At 61.6% G+C, this 17,883-nt stretch carries 18 protein-coding genes and 1 pseudogene; 8 read left to right on the plus strand and 11 right to left on the minus strand.

Annotated features, from left to right (window positions below; genetic code table 11):
* Positions 1-33: 33 nt before the first annotated feature.
* Positions 34-2,319: a pyruvate, water dikinase gene (gene ppsA / locus NATGR_RS14095; protein WP_005578060.1), complete on the plus strand. Its 2,286-nt coding sequence runs from the start codon at positions 34-36 to the stop codon at positions 2,317-2,319.
* Positions 2,320-2,486: 167 nt separating this feature from the next.
* Here the strand turns inward: ppsA and NATGR_RS14100 are convergent, their stop codons facing one another.
* From NATGR_RS14100 to NATGR_RS14115, 4 genes are all read right to left on the minus strand, one after another.
* Entirely contained in the window at positions 2,487-2,777 is a 291-nt protein-coding gene (locus NATGR_RS14100) for a hypothetical protein (protein ID WP_005578063.1), read from the minus strand.
* A gap of 218 nt (positions 2,778-2,995) precedes the next feature.
* A complete protein-coding gene (locus NATGR_RS14105) occupies positions 2,996-3,865 on the minus strand; it encodes a class 1 fructose-bisphosphatase (protein WP_005578070.1) in 870 nt (289 codons plus the stop codon).
* Position 3,866: 1 nt separating this feature from the next.
* Positions 3,867-4,661, minus strand: coding sequence for a class I fructose-bisphosphate aldolase (locus NATGR_RS14110; protein ID WP_005578072.1), 795 nt, complete (start codon positions 4,659-4,661; stop codon positions 3,867-3,869).
* 89 nt (positions 4,662-4,750) lie between these two features.
* Entirely contained in the window at positions 4,751-5,302 is a 552-nt protein-coding gene (locus tag NATGR_RS14115) for a DUF7409 domain-containing protein (protein ID WP_015233723.1), read from the minus strand.
* Positions 5,303-5,408: 106 nt separating this feature from the next.
* Here NATGR_RS14115 and NATGR_RS14120 point away from each other — a divergent pair.
* Together NATGR_RS14120 and epsC are read left to right on the plus strand one after the other, a co-directional pair.
* A pseudogene (locus NATGR_RS14120) lies at positions 5,409-6,005 on the plus strand (IS6 family transposase).
* A 289-nt stretch (positions 6,006-6,294) separates the two neighbouring features.
* Positions 6,295-7,158 carry a serine O-acetyltransferase EpsC gene (gene epsC / locus NATGR_RS14125; protein ID WP_005578076.1) on the plus strand — a complete coding sequence of 288 codons (864 nt, stop codon included), beginning with the start codon at positions 6,295-6,297 and terminating at the stop codon, positions 7,156-7,158.
* A 9-nt stretch (positions 7,159-7,167) separates the two neighbouring features.
* On the opposite strand, the gene NATGR_RS14130 is transcribed toward epsC, so the two are convergent.
* Together NATGR_RS14130 and NATGR_RS14135 are read right to left on the minus strand one after the other, a co-directional pair.
* On the minus strand, positions 7,168-8,034 hold the full coding sequence (locus NATGR_RS14130; RefSeq protein WP_005578077.1) for a methylenetetrahydrofolate reductase: 867 nt from the start codon (positions 8,032-8,034) through the stop codon (positions 7,168-7,170).
* 105 nt (positions 8,035-8,139) lie between these two features.
* Complete coding sequence (locus NATGR_RS14135; RefSeq protein WP_005578079.1) at positions 8,140-9,516, minus strand: aminomethyltransferase family protein; 1,377 nt, start codon at positions 9,514-9,516, stop codon at positions 8,140-8,142.
* Between the two features lie 310 nt (positions 9,517-9,826).
* Between NATGR_RS14135 and NATGR_RS20480 the strand changes: the two genes are divergently transcribed.
* The 3 genes from NATGR_RS20480 (at position 9,827) to NATGR_RS14145 (ending at position 12,397) form a co-directional block, all read left to right on the plus strand.
* A complete protein-coding gene (locus NATGR_RS20480; protein WP_015233724.1) occupies positions 9,827-9,958 on the plus strand; it encodes a hypothetical protein in 132 nt (43 codons plus the stop codon).
* A 75-nt stretch (positions 9,959-10,033) separates the two neighbouring features.
* Complete coding sequence (locus NATGR_RS14140) at positions 10,034-10,339, plus strand: hypothetical protein (RefSeq protein WP_005578080.1); 306 nt, start codon at positions 10,034-10,036, stop codon at positions 10,337-10,339.
* A 258-nt stretch (positions 10,340-10,597) separates the two neighbouring features.
* A complete protein-coding gene (locus NATGR_RS14145; protein ID WP_015233725.1) occupies positions 10,598-12,397 on the plus strand; it encodes a BCCT family transporter in 1,800 nt (599 codons plus the stop codon).
* Positions 12,398-12,614: 217 nt separating this feature from the next.
* On the opposite strand, the gene NATGR_RS14150 is transcribed toward NATGR_RS14145, so the two are convergent.
* The 5 genes from NATGR_RS14150 to NATGR_RS14160 form a co-directional block, all read right to left on the minus strand.
* The gene (locus NATGR_RS14150; protein ID WP_005578091.1) at positions 12,615-13,049 is read right to left on the minus strand and encodes a universal stress protein; all 435 of its coding nucleotides are present in this window, start codon (positions 13,047-13,049) and stop codon (positions 12,615-12,617) included.
* Positions 13,050-13,124: 75 nt separating this feature from the next.
* A complete protein-coding gene (locus NATGR_RS19965) occupies positions 13,125-13,280 on the minus strand; it encodes a hypothetical protein (protein WP_015233727.1) in 156 nt (51 codons plus the stop codon).
* A gap of 83 nt (positions 13,281-13,363) precedes the next feature.
* Positions 13,364-13,534: a hypothetical protein gene (locus tag NATGR_RS19555; RefSeq protein WP_015233728.1), complete on the minus strand. Its 171-nt coding sequence runs from the start codon at positions 13,532-13,534 to the stop codon at positions 13,364-13,366.
* Between the two features lie 33 nt (positions 13,535-13,567).
* Positions 13,568-13,858 carry a hypothetical protein gene (locus tag NATGR_RS14155; RefSeq protein ID WP_005578094.1) on the minus strand — a complete coding sequence of 97 codons (291 nt, stop codon included), beginning with the start codon at positions 13,856-13,858 and terminating at the stop codon, positions 13,568-13,570.
* A gap of 114 nt (positions 13,859-13,972) precedes the next feature.
* The gene (locus NATGR_RS14160; RefSeq protein ID WP_005578095.1) at positions 13,973-14,398 is read right to left on the minus strand and encodes a universal stress protein; all 426 of its coding nucleotides are present in this window, start codon (positions 14,396-14,398) and stop codon (positions 13,973-13,975) included.
* Between the two features lie 151 nt (positions 14,399-14,549).
* On the opposite strand from NATGR_RS14160, the gene NATGR_RS14165 reads away from it, so the two are divergent.
* Together NATGR_RS14165 and NATGR_RS14175 are read left to right on the plus strand one after the other, a co-directional pair.
* On the plus strand, positions 14,550-15,770 hold the full coding sequence (locus NATGR_RS14165) for an NAD-binding protein (protein ID WP_005578097.1): 1,221 nt from the start codon (positions 14,550-14,552) through the stop codon (positions 15,768-15,770).
* 243 nt (positions 15,771-16,013) lie between these two features.
* A complete protein-coding gene (locus tag NATGR_RS14175) occupies positions 16,014-17,870 on the plus strand; it encodes a BCCT family transporter (RefSeq protein WP_005578100.1) in 1,857 nt (618 codons plus the stop codon).
* Positions 17,871-17,883: the final 13 nt, after the last annotated feature.

Consider the following 17,883-nt stretch of genomic DNA (forward strand, 5'->3'; position numbering starts at 1 on the left):
TATTGTCGTCCACGTGGTCCGAGTGACAGGCCGATGTCACGAGACTCGTTCGTCCGATCGCTGGAAGCGTTGAGCGGCGACGACACCGACGCCGTCGGCGGCAAGAGCGCGAACCTCGGCGAACTCGCCGACCTCGACGTGCCCGTCCTGCCCGGGTTCACGACGACCGCGTCGGCGTACGACTACTACGTCGAAGAGACCGGCATCCACGCCGAGATCGAGTCACAACTCGAGGGGCTGGACGTCGACGACGTCGCGGACCTCCAGCGACGCGGCGAGCGGATCAGGCACACGATTTCGGAGGCATCGATGCCGCCGGCACTCGAGTCGGCGATCCGCGAGCGATACGCCGAACTGGGCGACGAACTCGGGATCGACGACCCGGAAGTCGCCGTCAGGAGTTCCGCGACCGCGGAGGACCTCCCCGAGGCCTCCTTCGCCGGCCAGCAGGAGACGTTCCTCAACGTCACCGGCGAGACAGAACTGCTCGAGTCAATCAAACACTGTTTCGCGTCGCTGTTTACAGACCGTGCGATCGTCTACCGCGAGAACAACGACTTCGACCACTTCGACGTCAAACTCGCCTGTGCAGTCCAGAAGATGGGTCGTGCGGATCTGGCCTCGTCGGGCGTCCTGTTCACGCTCGACCCCGATACGGGGTTCGACGAAGTCGTCACAATCGAGGCCGCCTACGGCTTCGGCGAACCGATCGTCCAGGGCGTCGTCGATCCCGACCGGTACGTCGTCTTCAAGCCGACGACCGGCATCGTCGAGAAGGAGTGTGGCGGGAAGTCCCAGCAGATGGTCCGCCGAAACGGCGGCACCAAACTCGAGTCGGTCCCGGACGAAAAGCGAGAACAGTTCGCCCTCTCGGACGATCGAATCCGTGAACTGGCACGGTACGCGACCCGGATCGAGGACCACTTCGGGACGCCACAGGACATCGAGTGGCTCGTCGACGGCGACTTAGAGGAACTGTTCGTCGTCCAGACCAGGCCCGAGACGGTCCACGGGGCAGCCGAGGGGAACGTCCTCCGCACGTACAGCCTCGAGGCCGAGGAAACCGACGAACCACTGCTAGCGGGCGTTGCGATCGGGAACGCGATCGGAAGCGGAACCGTTCGCGTCCTCTCGGACCACCGGGAGATGGACCGGGTCGAGGAGGGCGACGTTCTCGTCACCGAGATGACCGATCCCGACTGGGTACCGGTCATGAAGCGCGCGAGCGCCATCGTCACCGACAGAGGTGGCAAGACCTCTCACGCCGCGATCGTTTCCCGCGAACTGGGCATCCCGGCGATCGTTCGCACCGGGGCGGCGACCGAGTCGCTGTCGAACGGCGATCACGTCACCGTCGATTGTTCGGCCGACACCGGCCGGGTCTACGAGGGCGAACTCGAGTACGACGTCACCGAAGAGGTCGTCGACGACCTCCCCGAGACCGACACCGACGTCACACTGATCCTCGGCGATCCCGGGCGGGCGTTCGCGCTCGCGAACCTCCCCGTCGACGGCGTCGGCCTGGCCCGCGAGGAGTTCATCGTCACCTCGCACGTCGGCTCCCACCCACTCGAGTTGCTCGAGCGCGGCGAGGAGAAACAGTTCGTCGACGCCCTCCGGACGGGGATTGCGAAGATCGGTGCCGCGTTCTACCCCGACGAGGTCATCTTCCGGCTCAGCGACTTCAAGACCGACGAGTACCGCAACCTCGAGGGTGGGTGGAAGTACGAACCCGACGAGGCGAACCCGATGCTCGGCTGGCGTGGCGCGTCCCGGTACTACGACGAGGCGTTCCGGGAGGCGTTTCGCCTCGAGTGCGAGGCGCTCCGCCAGGTCCGCGAGGAGGTTGGACTCGACAACGTCATCGTGATGGTCCCGTTCTGTCGGACGCCCGAGGAAGGCGAGCGCGTCCTCGAGATCATGGCCGAGTACGGCCTCTCGAGCGACGAGATGGACGTCTACGTGATGGCGGAACTCCCCGCGAACATCGTCCTCGCTGATCGGTTCGCGGACCTGTTCGATGGGTTCTCGATCGGGTCGAACGACCTCACACAGCTGATGTTGGGGGTGGACCGGAACTCGGAGAAACTCGCGCCGCTTTTCGACGAGACCGACGACTCGGTGACGCGATCGATCAGTTCGCTCATCGAGGAGGCCCACCGTCACGACCGACCGGTCGGCATCTGTGGCGACGCGCCCTCGACGATCCCGGAGTACACCGAGTTCCTGCTCGAGGAAGGCATCGACTCGATTTCGGTTTCGCCGGACGTCGCGGTGGAGACGATCCTGACGGTCGCGGAGTTCGAGTCGGCGGAGTAGTTCCGCGGCTCCGTTTCGGCCGGGTGGCTGCGAGGGGCGCGCCCCCGCCGAAACCGTCTCGAAAACGACCTGCCGGTACGGCCTAGCTGGACCGGAATTCGAGCAAGGGCCGTGAGAACCGGAGCACCAGACGATGCGACGCCAACAACCGCGGGTATCGTCGGTGGCTACGCAACGAGCCCAGTGTCGATTGCGAGGGCGGCAAGAAGGACGAGGGCGACGCCGCCGATTCGAACGGCCCCTGCCAGGGTCGCTCGTTCAGACGGAACCGATTCGGCGACGGCAAGGACGCTGAAAAACCAGCCCGCTGTCATCCAGCCGGAGTAACCGCGAACGAACGACAGCGTGAAGCAGGTAGCTGCCAGCAAAAAGAGGAGCCCGTTGGCCGGCCATCCGGCCGGCCCCTCGAATATCCATGCGAACCAGCGCGACCGTGACTCCGTTTTCGAACTCGGCATTGGCAGGCAATTCGTGTCAGGGATGTATAAGACATAGGTCGTCGAAGAACGACTCCCGGTTCAGCGAGCCGTGCTCGTCACTGGAACTGATCGGGCTGGCTCGTACACGACGCAGCCTCGAGCCGATCGTACTCGAGACAGCCTCGGTAGACATCGTTGGTTCTCGATTCCCCGAACGCGATCCGTCGACGGCGAGCGATGGTCAAAACAGGACGCGTCTAGGCGAGCGCGTCCTCGAGTCGGTCGATCAACTGGGCGTTGCCCACGTGCAGGGGAGTTCTGTCGTGGAGGTCGGTCGGTTCGACCTCGAGGATCGACTGGCTCCCGTCGGAGGAACGGCCGCCAGCCGCTTCGATGAGGTACGCGATCGGGTTACACTCGAACTGCAGGCGAAGTTTGCCGCGAGGACTGCCCTCGAGGGCGGGATAGGCGAAGACCCCGCCGTAAGTCAACACCTGGTTGACGTCGCCGATCATCGCGCCACCGTAGCGGAGCTTGTGGTCCGGGTTCGACTCGATTTCGCGGACGTACTCCCGGAACTCGTCGTGCCAGTGAGGGACGCGGCCGCCGAAGCCGTAGACGAGTGGGTCGTCTGGCAGGGTGATGGCTTCTTCGACGACGGTTCGCTCGCCGCCGGTGAGTTCGTACTTCGTGACCGAGCCGTCGCGGGCGTAGGCCATCGTCGTGATCGGTCCGTAGAGAATCCAACCGGAGGCGACCAGCGCGGTCCCCGGTGCGGGGAGTGGCTTCTCGTAGATGCCAAACACCGTCCCCATCGTGTTGTTCGACTGCAGGTTCGACGACCCATCGAGCGGGTCGACGGCGACGTACACCTGTTCGTCCCCGCCGTCGATGATCTCCGAGCGTTCCTCGCTTGCGTACTGGCCGACGCCGTCGATCGACGTCAACCGGTCGGCGAGCAACTCGTCGGCCCACACGTCTGCCTCGGCCTGGACCTCGCCGCTTGGGTTCTCCTCGTCGGCTTTCCCTCTCCGACCGACCAGTCCCTGGCGGATCTCGGTCGCCGAGCGAGCGATCGTGGCAACGACGTTCTCGACTGGATCGAGGTCGGAATCACTGGCTGACATGCTACTCCGTCGCTTCGAGCGCGGCGTCGGCCGTCTCTTCCTCGTAGATTACCTTCTCGAGCGCGTCGAGAAGCCGGGTTGGATCCTCGCGCTGCCAGACGTTGCGTCCGACGGCGAGTCCCTTCGCGCCGGCGTCGATGGCGGCTTCGACCGTCGAGAGGAACTCGTAGTCCGACGTCTTGGACCCACCGCTCATGACGACTTTCATGTCGCCGGCACACCTGCAGGCGTGTTCCATCGCCTCGGGGCTGCCAGGGTACTTGACCTTCGCGATGTCGGCACCTAGCTCGAGGCCGAGTCTGGTCGCATACGAGATGACCTCGGGCTTGGTGTCGTTTTTGAGCCCCTGGCCGCGGGGGTACGACCACATGACGACCGGCAGGTCGTGATCGCGGGCCGCTTCCTGTACGTCGCGGAACTCTTCGGCCATCTCGACTTCGTGGTTCGAGCCGCCGTAGAGGGTGAAACCGACGGCGTCGGCACCGATCTCGGCGGCGTAGTCGACCGAGCAGTTGATCGCCGAGTCGTACTCGCCCATCCACAGATTCGAGGTGCCGTTTACCTTCAACAGGAGGTTGACGTCGTCCTCGTAGCTGGGATAATACCCCTCGGCGACCCCCTTCTGGACCGCCATACAGGTGACGGCGTCGTGGGTCGCCGTCTCGAACACCGTCGAAGGGTCTAGCTTCTCCGGTACCTCCTCGAAGTCGACAGGACCGTGCTCGAGGCCGTGGTCCATCGCCAAAATCAGTGACTTTCCGTCGCGGACGATCGGTGAATCGTCGATCGGAATCATCTGCTAGATCCTCCAACAGTGCGCTATATATCTCTGATGGTCTCGATTACCTGCATTACGTATTTCTATAGTACGTCGCCGGCCGCCCCTCACGAGAGCAACTCTCGGGCGTTGTGACGCCACGTGCGAACGTGAATTACGTCCAGTTCGAGTGCGTCGGCGACCTCGAACGCGTTGATCGTCGCCAGCCGGTCGGCCGAGACGATGCCAGCCTCCGCCAACTTCTCCGCGTCGTCGGGGCCGACACCGGTGACGGCCGTCACGGGAGTCGGCTTCGGGTACGGCCGTTCGTCCGGCTTCTTCCGGGGCACTACGTCGATGTCCTCGGTCTCGTAGTCGAACGATTGCCAGTCGTCGTCCCCGCTGACGGCGATCCATTTTCGTTCGCTGTCGGCGAGTCCCCGCACCTCGTTCGAGCGCCGGTCGAGATCGCCGTCGCTCTCGTACGACCACGGAAGCGAGAACTGCCTGCGAAGCGCAGCCGCGACCGACTCGTCGACACCCTCGTCTAGCAACGTCCGATAGGAGAACCGTTTCTCCACAACGCCGTCTGGGTCGAGGCCCGCGTCCTCGAGTGCAGCGTGTTCCTCGTCGGTGAGGCTCTCCACCTCCGTTACGTCGTCGACGTATTCTTTTTCCACGCGGTCCACCAGTCATCGGTAGCTCACACTGTTCCATCTTGAATGTTGCCCCGACACCGGCGGTGGTGTTACGTTAGGAACGAGGCAGTCGAAGATTCGGATGCTCATGGCCGAAACCGACCGCCTCGACGAATCTACTGAGTGGATTGACGTGGCGTTTGTGCAGCGAGAACGGACACCTCGTGAGATCATTGAAAAGCATATTCGACACTATCTGGCCAAGTTCTCAGTTTCAAATACAGTTATTCTCTTCGAGAAGTTAGGTGTCGGACGCAGTCGAACAGTAGTTTACAACTGGGTGCAGAAGGCTGCTCTCCAGCCGGAAGGTGGTGCGAATCCGGATCGAGTTGCGGTCGATCAGAAGACAATCCGGATCAACGACAAACAGCACTGGCTGTACGCCGTAGTCGATCCAGAAACCAACCGAAATATGCATTCACGGCTATTTTCGACGTATGCAATTCCAATTGCGCAAGAATCTCTCACTGAACTGTCTGAGAAACACGACATCAGAGACGCCGTGTTTCTCATCGAAGACGCCGACGACCTCATCGGTGGACTCCACTAAGAGGATCTGAGCTACCGTATCCAACCGCACGGCTATAGAAATTGGACCGAGTGTGTCTTTCGTAAGGTAGAACGACGGACCTCTTCGTTTTCAAATTGTTTCAGCCACGCCGATCCAGCCACCGCAGAAACGTGACTACAAGCCTACGCGGTCTGGTGGAAGCATGCCTGACTTATACTGCCGGACAGAACGACGTGACGATCGGTCGCTCTGCTGGGGCCGTCACCGGTGGAGACGGCCACGAATCCGCGACCAACTTCGTATTCACTCCTGTCCGACAGTAGTACCACGGCCCAAACCCGGGATTCCTCCTGCGTGGGAAGCTTCGCCGTTTACAGCGAGGACGTTACTCAACACGGCACTCTGAACGATATCTCCCCACACGTTAGAACATCTTTGTACGTCGTGCCCGAACGACACAGATATGGAGTACAGCTACACCGGCGACGCACACGAGCGGCTTCTCGAGTCCTACGAGGACGACGGCGACCCGTTCCCGACGGGCCCAGCGATGGACTTTCCGACGGTGGAACATCGACGGGCGGAGATGGGGTATCTCAGGCGACTCTTCTTTCCACGATGCTGGAACGCCCCAGCCCTGCTCGAGGAGGCGGCGGCGATACGAGAGTTACTATCCGAACTCGGGAGACTCTACGCTGGCGGGATCGGCCCGTACACCGGGACCGATCCGACCGGGACGGTCGACACCGTTCTCGAGCAGCTCCCGGCGCTGCGGGTGGCACTGAAAAAAGACGTCGAAGCCGCGTACAAGGGTGATCCCGCCGCGAAGTCCTACGTCGAGGTGATTCGGTCGTATCCCGGCATCCAGGCGGTCATGATGCAACGGGTCGCACACGTCCTGTACGAGGCCGGCGAACCGGAGTACGCACGGGAACTGACCGAGTACGCAAAGACCGTCACCGGAATCGACGTCCATCCGGGGGCGGAGATCGGCGACTACTTTTTCATCGATCACGGGACGGGCGTCGTCGTCGGCGAGACCGCGACGATCGGCGACTGGGTGCGGCTCTACCAGGACGTGACACTCGGCGCGCTCCACTTCGAAGAGCAAGAGAACGACGAGCAGATGTTACAGAAGGAATACGAGCGTCACCCGGATATCGGTGACCACGTCGTTATCGGAGCCGGAACGAAAGTCCTGGGTGCGCTTACCGTCGGTAATCACGCCAGCATCGGTGCGAACTCCTGGGTGACCGAGGACGTCCCGCCGAACACGAGCGTGTTCGTCTCCGACCACCCCGAGCAGGAACGGAAATCCAACGAGTGACCGGAGTCGTCACCCGTACTGTGTCAGCGTCTCCGACCGCCACGACTCGAGGTCGGGAACCTGATTGAACGCGTAGACGTGGACTCCGCAAACGTCGTAGTAAGAATCAGTCGCGTACGGTGCGAGCCCCGCGACCAGTTCGTCGGGGACGTACGTGCCCCGAGAGCCGACGAGTTCCTTGAGAAAGCCGAGGACGCCGCTAGTCTTCTGCAGGAACCGAATCGAGTCGCCGACGCCGACCTTCCGCGAAATCTGTAGCAGCCGCTGATACTTCATGACGCCGGGGATACCGACCTCGACCGGCAGGTCGACGCCGCGGCCGCGGATCTCCTCGATCCACTCGAGAATCGTCTGCGGATCGTAACACAACTGCGTCACGATGTAGGTCGCGTACGGTTCCTTTTTCGCCATCGCCTCGGCCAGCACCTCGTCGTCGAGGAAGTCGTGTCCCTCCGGGTAGCCGGTGATCCCGATTCCTTCGAACTCGTACGCGAGGTCCTCGAGTGTCGACAGCAGGTCGTAGGCCGACGTGAACTCGCCGATCGGCTCCTCCCGGTCGCCGCCGGGAACGAAGACATCGGTGACACCTGCGTCCGTGAGCCGTCCCGCGATCTCCGCCAGGTGATCCTCGTCGCGGACGTAGCGTGCTGCGACGTGTGGGACGACCTCGAATCCACGATCTGTGGCGCGTTCGGTCCAGTCGATCGTCGCCTCAAGCCCGAGCGTGGGCGAGGTCGTGATCGCGATCTCTGCCCCGTCAGGGAGGTGTTCGAGTTGGTCGTCCATACTGTCGAACGGCATCAGCTCGAAGCGTGGCTCCTCGAGTAGTGTCACGATCCCGTCTGCCACCTCGCCAGTCCGTATCTCAGACGACATCAGTTCCCTCCGTTATGGGCACAGTCGACGGACGGTCGTTGCTCGAGCCGTACGTACGTGTCGATCGTCCCGGCCGACAGCCGTCGGAGTGTACGCGGCCACGACTCACTCCGAGGCCTCCTCCCTGGCGTCTAGTTTGGCTTTCTCGCGGGCGCTCGGGTTGACCGACGGCTTGAACGGTACCTCCGAGACCTTGGCGTAGACCGGCTCACCTGGCTCTTCGGCGTACTCGTCGGGCAGATGGACCTGGAACTCCGTCTCGATGTTGCCGTCGTAGACGGCCATCGGATCGCCGTCGAGTTTCTCGGCCGGGACGAACGCCAGCGCGAGGTTCGTCTCGAGTTCGGGGTTGTACCACGGCGAGGTGACGTAGCCACACTTCTCGCCGGTGTCGGGATCGGAGACGAGCCAGAAGTCCGGCGCGTAGTCGCGCACCGGCTCGCCGGCCATCTTGAGGCCGACCATCTTGTGGACGAACGGGTAGTCGCCGTTCTCGATCTGTTCTTGCTGGCGCTCGAGTTCTTCCTTGCCGACGTACGCTGTGTCTTTGTCGTCGGGAACCTGGTAGCTGAGGTTGACCTGGAACGGCGAGGTTTCGTGGTCCATGTCTTGGCCCCACGAGAGGATGCCGGCGGCGATCCGGCGGTGATGGGCCGGTGCGACCTGCATCCCGCCGTGATTCCGAACGGACTCGAGGACGGGGTCCCAGACGCGTTCGGCGTTCTTCGAAGCCTCCTTGACGTAGATTTCGAATCCTTTCTCGCCGGAGAAACCGGTCTGGCTCACGAGGACTGGCACGTCGTTTATTTCGGCTTTCATCAGTCCGTAGTAGGGGATTTCCTCGACTTCTTCGCCGACGACTTCGACCATCACGTCGACGGATTTTGGTCCCTGGACTTGCATCGGCGCGACGTCGATTTCGTCGATCTCGACGTCGAACTCTTTGCCGACGTTGACGCCCTGAAGCCACTGCATCAGTGTCGAGTCCGAAATCGAGAACCAGAACTCGTTCTCGTCCGGTCGCAACAGGACGGGATCGTTGAGGATGCCGCCGTCCTCGTTACAGAGGATGACGTACTTCCCGTGCATCGGTTCGATCTCGGTCGCGTCGCGGGTGATGACGTAGTTGGTCAGCGCCTCGGCGTCGGGTCCTTTCACGCGAACCTGCCGTTCGACGGCGACATCCCACAGGGTGACGTGATTGACCAGTGCGTCGTACTCCTCCATCATCCCACCTTCTTCGGGCTCTAGCATCCCGCGTGGGTGATAGATGCGGTTGTAGACCGTCGCTCGCCACGCGTCGTTCTCGACAAACGACTTGTGGAAAAACGGTGACTTGCGAACCCGCGTCGAGACGAGCAGTTCGATCCCCGGATCGCCGGACTGTCGCAGGTTTCTCGGGAGCGTTCTGTCCGACTGGTCGACGCTCGGATAGTTCGGATGATCCGCTCGTTCCGTCTGTGGTGGCCCATTGCCAGACATTACCAGTCAGGTGTCCGGGAACGCCCATAAAAGTAGGAGTCCACCGAGAGCGGGTGGAAACGAATTCGGCCACAAAGACACGGTGTGGTCGTTTAGCGGCAGATTCCTGTCTCGGAACCACGACCGATCGCTCGACTATAGATGACAGTGAGCAGAAGTGTTGTGGGAGTCGTGATGGACGGGAAACAGGTGTAGCCCACTCGGTGGTCGGCAGTGATCATGCCCTTCCTGCGTGCGCTTTCGCAGTGCTTGAAATTGGCAAACAGTAGCTCGTAATTCTTAACTCACCCTGGTTCAAAGTCCAAACTGAATGCGTACAGAAGCAGATTCCACCGATCGATCGAACGACGAATTCGTCAACTACATGCCAGCGATGCCGCCTCTCGAAGACGAACCCGGTCTCCTCGAGCGCGTCCTCGGTACGTTCCGCCGAGGCCGGTAGCGACGCCGACAACCCGGCAGTTCGTTTCACGAAAGCGGCACACACCTTTTTGACAGTTCGTGACGACGGAAGCGTATGCGCCCGTTCGACGGTGAAACGCCCCAGTGTAAACGCTGCGGGTACGAACTCGAGGGGGATGAGGTGGGCTGTCCGGGCTGTGGGTTCAACCCCCGGCAGATGGGGCTTCGCGTCTCTATGGCGTTTTTGCTGCTCGTCGTCGGCTCGATGACGGGCGTCATGTTCACGACGCTCGCCTGGCCGACGTCCGGACCGGTTCTCCTCGGAATTACCGCAGTTTCGTTCGGTCTTGCCGTCGTCACGTTCGTCGTTTCGTTTCTCGCGACACCGTCGCGTCTCGGCTCCGTCTTCGTCCGGTTTTGAACGTCCGCTCTCGCTGTGTGTCTCGCCTCTCGGGTCGCTCTTCGGTACCGATCGCTCTCGGTAAAATAATCAGTCTCTGTACCAAAACTATATACGGAATTGCAAGGTACCGCAGAACTGTGGTTGGGAGGCGATGCCATTCGTGACATGTTTACATGAGGGGCTCTCGTAGGGGGAGGCTGGAGGGCGAACCGACCGACCGGAGTGTCGAAAAAGGCTGGCCACGGATCGAAGGGAGACATCCACACGGAGAGAACCATGGCAGATAAAAGCAAGCAAGGGATACAGGAACAATTGTTCCACGCGGAGACGGATCGAGAACCGGGCGATAACAACTGGCAAGGGTTCGGATTCGACATCAACCCGCCCGTCTTCCTCATTGCGGGCGGCTTGATCGTCGTCTTCGTCGTCCTCTCGCTGGCGTTTCCGGACCAGGCTGGAGCGCTATACCAGGACACGCGAGTTGCGGTTTCTGACTACTTCGACTGGTTGTTCATCCTGGCCGCGAACATATTCATAGTTTTCATGATTTATCTCGCTATCAGTAAGTACGGTGTAATCCGACTCGGCGGCGTCGACGGAGAGAAAGAGTTCAGCGATATTTCCTGGATCGCAATGCTGTTTAGCGCGGGCATGGGAATCGGACTCATGTTTTTCGGTGTCGCCGAACCGGTCTTCCATCTCTTCGATCCACACCTCGGTGCCGAAGCTGGGACCGAAGGTGCCGGCGAAGTGGCGATGGCCGTCTCCCTGTTCCACTGGGGCTTTCACCCGTGGGCCATCTACGCACTGGTCGCTCTCGGGCTGGCGTTCTTCTCGTACAATCGCGGACTGCCGCTGACGTTCCGTTCGATCTTCTACCCGGTGCTCGGCGACCGAATCTACGGCTGGCCGGGACATATCATCGACATCTTCACCATCTTCGCGACACTGTTCGGGTTGGTCACATCCCTCGGACTCGGCGCGTTACAGATCAACGCCGGACTAACGTTCGTCGGCGACGAGGTCGGTGCGTTCCCTGCTGTCCCGGACGCAACCGGGGTAGCCGTCCTGATCATCGGCCTCGTCACGGGCCTTGCAGTTATCTCGGTTTATCTCGGCCTCGACAAAGGTATTCGACGTCTCAGTAACCTGAATCTCACGCTGATGATCGTTCTCCTGTTTTCGGTGTTCGTCCTCGGACCGACGCTTTTCATCCTCGGGGCGCTTCCACAGGGTATCGGCGCCTACATCGGTAACTTCTTCGAACTATCGTTCTTTGGCAACTCGTTCGACAACCACTACTTCCAGGGGTCGGAGTTCTACGGCCCCGGTGGCGAGGGTGAAGGCGCGTTCCTGGTCGACTGGACGGTCTTCTACTGGGCGTGGTGGATCTCCTGGTCGCCGTTCGTCGGGATGTTCATCGCACGCATCTCGAAAGGCCGAACCATTCGTGAATTCGTCGGTGGCGTCCTCCTGATCCCCGTCGTCTTCTCGTTTGCCTGGTTCGCAGCGATGGGTGGAACCGCACTCAACTTCGAGATGGCCGACGACACCGCCGGTGCAGTCAGCGGCCCGATGTTCGACGTCGGCGAAGAACTCGCGATGTTCGCGATGTTCGACCTGATGCCAGGGACAATCATCCTGTCCACGATCGCGATCATACTCGTCACGACGTTCTTCGTGACCTCCTCCGACTCGGGCTCACTCGTCCTCGAGCATCTAAGCACCGGCGGCAAACACGAGACGCCAGCCACCGGCCGCGTCTTCTGGGCGGCCTCCGAAGGACTCGTCGCAGCGGCGCTGTTGATCGCCGGCGGCGACGCCGCTGTCGAGGCACTGCAGGCAGCCGCTATCGCAAGCGGCCTCCCGTTTGCCGTCATCTTACTGTTCATGATCTACGCCGTGTTGCAGGGACTCCAGACGGAGTATGCGATCCTCGAGTCCGACGAGTTTGCCGAGGTTGTCGACGAACTCGAGGAAGACAACGACGTCGTCGTCACGACCCAGCGTGGCGACCTCGTGACAGAGGTCAAGACGAGAGGTGACAGGGTCGTCGACGTCGATGTCGGCGACTGAACGAGCTGTTGTACCTATTTTCACCGGGACGCGGTCGTGACGGAAATGCTATACAGCGGTCTACCGGTCGTTCGGTGACGACACTGTTCGGGAACCGACAGTCCGAGTCCGCGTTTCGATTTCGCACCGCCCATCGGACGTCCTGTCACCGTTTTGCGTTCGGGACGTCGGGCGACGGTGAGGCTGGTCTCGGTTGTCGACTCGCGTGACGTGAGCGTTACACGTTCTTGGACGACCGAACGACGGTGACGGGCTGTGAGCACATTCGGACGACGTTCTCGGCGTTGGAGCCGAGATACTTCTCGACCGTTCCACGGCCTCGTTCGGCGACGACCACGTTGTCGATATCGGTCTCCTGTGCGTAGTCGACGATTTCCTGTGAGATGTTCCCCGTTTTGACCACACCGACGCCGTCTAGTCCTCGCTGTTTGGCCCGTTCGACGATGTCGGTGACGACTTCCTCTCCGAGCTGTCGGTACTCTTTCATCTCGTCGTCGCTTACGCCGATCGTGAGAATGTACGCCGCTTCAGTCTCGACGACGTAAATCACGTGAACCGTCGCCCCGAACACCTCTGCGAGGTCGAGTCCGTGCTCGACCGCTACTGACGCCTCGTCGCTCCCGTCCGTAGCGATCAGGATGTTGTCTAGCATGTCCGTGAGCCCAGAAAAATATTCGAACGACGGTATCATATAGTTTGGGTGGCAGCGACGCTCGTTCCGTGTAGCTCACTCCGTGTTGCTCTCCCGGAAGTAGATCGCGAACGCGACGAACGTAAGCAGCGTTCCGGACAAAAAGTGATTCCCTGCCAAGAGAGCGGCGACACTCCCGACGGCAAACGCTACTGCGAGCACAGTGGCCCCGGTCGCGACGAGGTTCGACATGTTTCAGAAACGACGCCGATGGAACTTATATATGGTGCGAGGCGAAAACCCACGGCTTCAGCCTGGGGAGCCCAAATGTATCGTCAGCTGATAGTTTCGGTCCACTCGGACGCTAGCCCGACACCACCGAGACTCGCTGCAACAGCACCGAGCACGACATTCAGAACGTCACCGCCGAGTGCTCCCGTCACCAGAAAAGCCGTGCCGCCGGTGAGCAAGAACAGCCGAACGATCGTTCGGCCACGCCAATGCATCCGCTTACACCCCCTCGGTCGCCCCGTTCGCTCTCACCACGGCCAGCCTTCCCACGGATCGTCGGCCTCTTCGCTGTCGACGCGCTGTAGGTTCGTCTCGTCCCTGTCGTATCCCAGCCACACTGCCAACAGCATCGAGACGAACACGAGATAGATCGGAAACAAAAGCGCCACGAGAACGACGGTAACTGGCTCGAGAAGCGAGAGTGCGCCCATCCAGTGGAGCGCGACGACCACCGAGAGCCCACCGATCACCGCGAGACGAAAGCCGCTCTCGAATAGTTGGTTCGCGATCGGTCCCGGAGAGACGCTCGAACGAGGCATATCCGGGGTATGGAGCAGACTCGAATAAGCCATGTGATGTCGAGTCGCCGTGGCTGTGGGGCGTGGCACGACCACCGCGTGGGAAGCATGTGAGCGGGGACATACCGGTCGGCGTCAACCCTCGACGACGACAGTCACCGCGTCGTCTACCCTTCGCATGACGTTTTCCGCAGTACTGCCAAGGTGTCTGTCGACCGCACCGTGGCCCTGTTTTCCCATGACGACGGCGTCGACGTCGTTGTCACTCGCGTACTCGGCGATCTCTTCGGACGGACGGCCAGTCTTGACGACACCGTTTGCCTCGAGTCCTCGTTCGACGGCTTCTTCAACGACCTCCGTAACGGTTTCGCGGCCGTACTCCTTGTACTGTTCCAGTTCGGCGTCCGAAAGACCGACCGTCAGAATGTAGGTTGCTTTGGTTTCGACCACGTACACGGCGTGTATCTTTGCAGTCGTTCGTTCGGCGACCTCGAGGCCGTAGTCGACACATCCCTGGGCTGCGTCGCTGCCGTCCGTCGCGATCAAAACGTTGTCGTACATGTGCCCTCGTCCTCGGCTCGTGAGGAGTATCGACGGGACAACACATAACCCTTACTTTTGTTACCATATAACATACCACTGCCGGTTGTCGAGCGGCGGCGCGGTTCCGCCTCCGCCAGTAGTTATATAGCTTGGGCTGGTACCGTCTCGGGTGGCAACCGACTCGCCAGACTCATCGGAGCCGGCGCTCGAGCGACTGTTTTATCACAGCGAGCGGATTCGGCTCGTCCACTGGCAGGAGTTCTCCGGAGCGAAAACGGCCGTCGTACTGACCGGGTTCGTCGCCGTCCTCGCGTTCGTCACCGGCCTCTCGAATCTCAGCCGGCCGGCCGTAACGTACGACGGACCACTGGCGGCCTTGCTTCCGTGGGAACCGGGAGTCGTGCAGTTTACCGGCGTCTTGCTCGCGTTCGTTCTCGGCGCGCTCGTCATCGGGCTACAACGACGCAAGCGATTGGCGTGGTACCTCGGGCTAGTCACACTCCCGCTCGCGACGGTGTTGCCACTGACGACGTTCCAGACGACGGACATTCCCCTCTTGCTCTCGGTGCTCGTGGCACTCCCGCTGTTGCTCGTCAACCGAGACGCGTTCGACCAGCGGATCGAACTCTCGTCGCTCCAGATCGCGTCACTGTCCTCGATCGTCGGCGTCGTCCTGTACGGCACTATCGGCTCGTACGCCCTGCAAGACCAGTTCGCCGGACTCGAGACGTGGGGCGACTCGGTGTACTACGTCGTCGTCACGATCGCAACCGTCGGTTACGGCGACATCACGCCGCTGACGACCGAAGCAAAGTGGTTCTCGCTCTCGGTTATCCTCTTCGGAACGGGGGCGTTCACCGTCGCGATCGGATCACTGATCGTCCCGGCAATCGAGAAACGGATGGCTACTGCGTTCGGAAACATGACACCGTCAGAACTCTCCCTCCTCGAGGACCACGTCCTGGTCCTCGGGCACAGCGACATCACGGAATCGGTACTCGACGAACTCGAGACGGAGATCGACGTCGTGATCGTCACTCGTGACGTCGACGACGCCGCCGAACTGAACGACCGGGACGTCAACGTCCTCACCGACGATCCGACCCACGAAGAGACGTTACAGGACGCCAGGGTCGGCGACGCGTCGGGTGTCGTCGTCGCGACGCGGGACGACGCCAACGATGTCCTGGCCGTCCTCGCCGCACGAAAGGCGAACCCGGAGGTCCGCATCGTCGCCGCAGCAAACGACCGCCAGCACGTTGGCAAACTCGAGCAGGTCGGCGCCGACGAGGTGGTCAGTCCGACGGCGATCGGTGGCCGCCTCCTCGGCCGATCGGTTCTCGCGAACGAATCCGCCGAGTCGCTGTTCGAAGACACGGACGACGCGTGAGACGGACCGCTGTCGAACGAATTGGCGCGGTTACGACCAACCTTCGGTCGCGACGTCATTGACTTTCGACAGCCCGTCCGAGTCGCCGTCACGGTTTCCACGGAGCGAACCACGTTCTATCGAAATACAGACAGGACGTGTTCGGCGACGATCGAAGGCGAGGTCGACTTTCGTCCACCCGGAACCGGAATACCGCTTTCGGTGGTGGGGAACTGATTTAGGACCGGCTGTTGACCGGCCGACATGGGCATCGAGGGCGTCAGCACGGCCGAACGGATGCTCCGGAAGCTGCTGGCCCCGCTCTGTGTTCTCTCGGGAATCGTCGTCGTGTCGGGATTTTTCTTCCCCGAACTCGTCGGCGAGACGATATCCGGTCGCGCCTGGCTCACTATTTCGCTCGTGTTCTTCGCCTCCGGTCTGAGCTACCTTGCAGTGTTACCAACCGCAAGCGACGAGCGCGAACAAGCGTTCGATTCGGACTACCTGCTTCGCGTTCGCCGACTCGAGGTTGGTGACGTTCTCGAGGGGTTTCTCGACCGACAAGATCCGGTTACGGTCGGCGTGCCAGTCCTCGCGTTCGGGCTCTTTTTCCTCGGGCAGTTGTTGCTGCCGTCGACGACGATGGCGGTCGTCGCTGCCACACAGGCGGCCGTCACGACGTATGCAGGCTGGCTGTTCTCCGGAATCGTCTTGCTTGCAGTAGCGTTCTGTCTGGCGCTGCTGGTCGGGCCCTGGGGATCGGTGAGACTTGGTGGATCTGACGTCGAACCGGCCTACACGTATCCGGTCTACTTCACGATGGTCTTCACGGCCGGCATCGCCGCCGGAATCGTCTTCTGGGGGCCGGCGGAAGCGTTGTTTCACTACGAAACGCCGCCGTCGTATTTCGAAGTCGAACCACAGTCAGAGGAGGCGGCGGGAGCGGCGTTGACCTACGCGCTGTTTCACTGGGGATTCTGGGCCTGGAGCGTCTACATCGCCGTCGGCGTGCCGATCGCCTACTACGTGTACCAGCAGGACGCACCGCTTCGGGTATCGACGATACTGACGCCGTTTCTCGGCGTCGACAACCTCGATTCGGTCTGGTGTCGACTCGTCGATCTGCTCGCCGTCTTCGCGACGATCGGCGGCATCGCGACCTCGATCGCACTCGTCGGCGACCAGTTTCTCACGGGGATCGACGTCCAGTGGGGCGTCGGGTTCGGCGTCGCGGAATCGGTCCTGTTCGTCGCCGGATTGACGTTCGTCTTCGTCGTCTCGGCACAGAGCGGCGTCCATCGAGGAATACGGCGGATCGCCGGCGTCAACGTCGTGTTGTTCGGCCTGTTCGCTGCGCTGTTTTTCGCCGTTGCGCCACGAACCGTCGTGGTCGAAAGCAGTGTGCATGCGGTCGGAAGCTACGCGAGACACGCGGTTCCGATGAGTCTCCACCTCGGGAACGGACTGGTCGCCGACCGCTGGGTCGCCGACTGGACGATCTGGAACTGGGCGTGGTGGTTCTCCTGGGCACCGTTTGCCGGCCTCTTTCTGGCGGCGCTCTCCCGAGGTCGGCGCATTCGAACGGTTGTCCTGACGGGATTCGTCGCAACGTCGCTTGCGACGATCGTCTGGTTTCTCCTGCTCGGTTCTACCTCCCTTCACCTCCAGCAGACGAGTACCGTCGACGCGCTCGCGGCGATCGACGCCCACGGTCGGTCCGAAGCCGTCGCAGGCTTTCCGGTCTTCGAGGCGTTCTCGATCGGCCAGTTGCTCGTGTTCGTCTTCCTGGCGCTGATCGTCGTCTTCATGGCGACTTCCGCCGACACGTCGACGCTCGTCGTGGCAGTCCTGGCGACCAGACGCGAGTTCGCCCCGACCACCGGTGCGATCCTCTTCTGGGGCATCTTCCAGGGTGTCGTCGCCATCTCGGTACTTGTCACCGACAGCGCCGAACTCCTGCAGGCAATGGCCGTGTTGACCGGCGCTCCCTTCGCACTCCTCGCCCTGATCGCGCTCGTCGGTCTCGCCGGAACGCTTCGCGAGCGCGAACGCGGACGCCGATCGATCGTCGTTGCCATCCGCTCGAGACTGTCCGAAAACAGAGAAAACGACGAGCGGTGACCTCCTGAGAGAG

The sequence above is a fragment of the Natronobacterium gregoryi SP2 genome (assembly GCF_000230715.2).
In the GTDB taxonomy this organism is placed as follows: domain Archaea; phylum Halobacteriota; class Halobacteria; order Halobacteriales; family Natrialbaceae; genus Natronobacterium; species Natronobacterium gregoryi.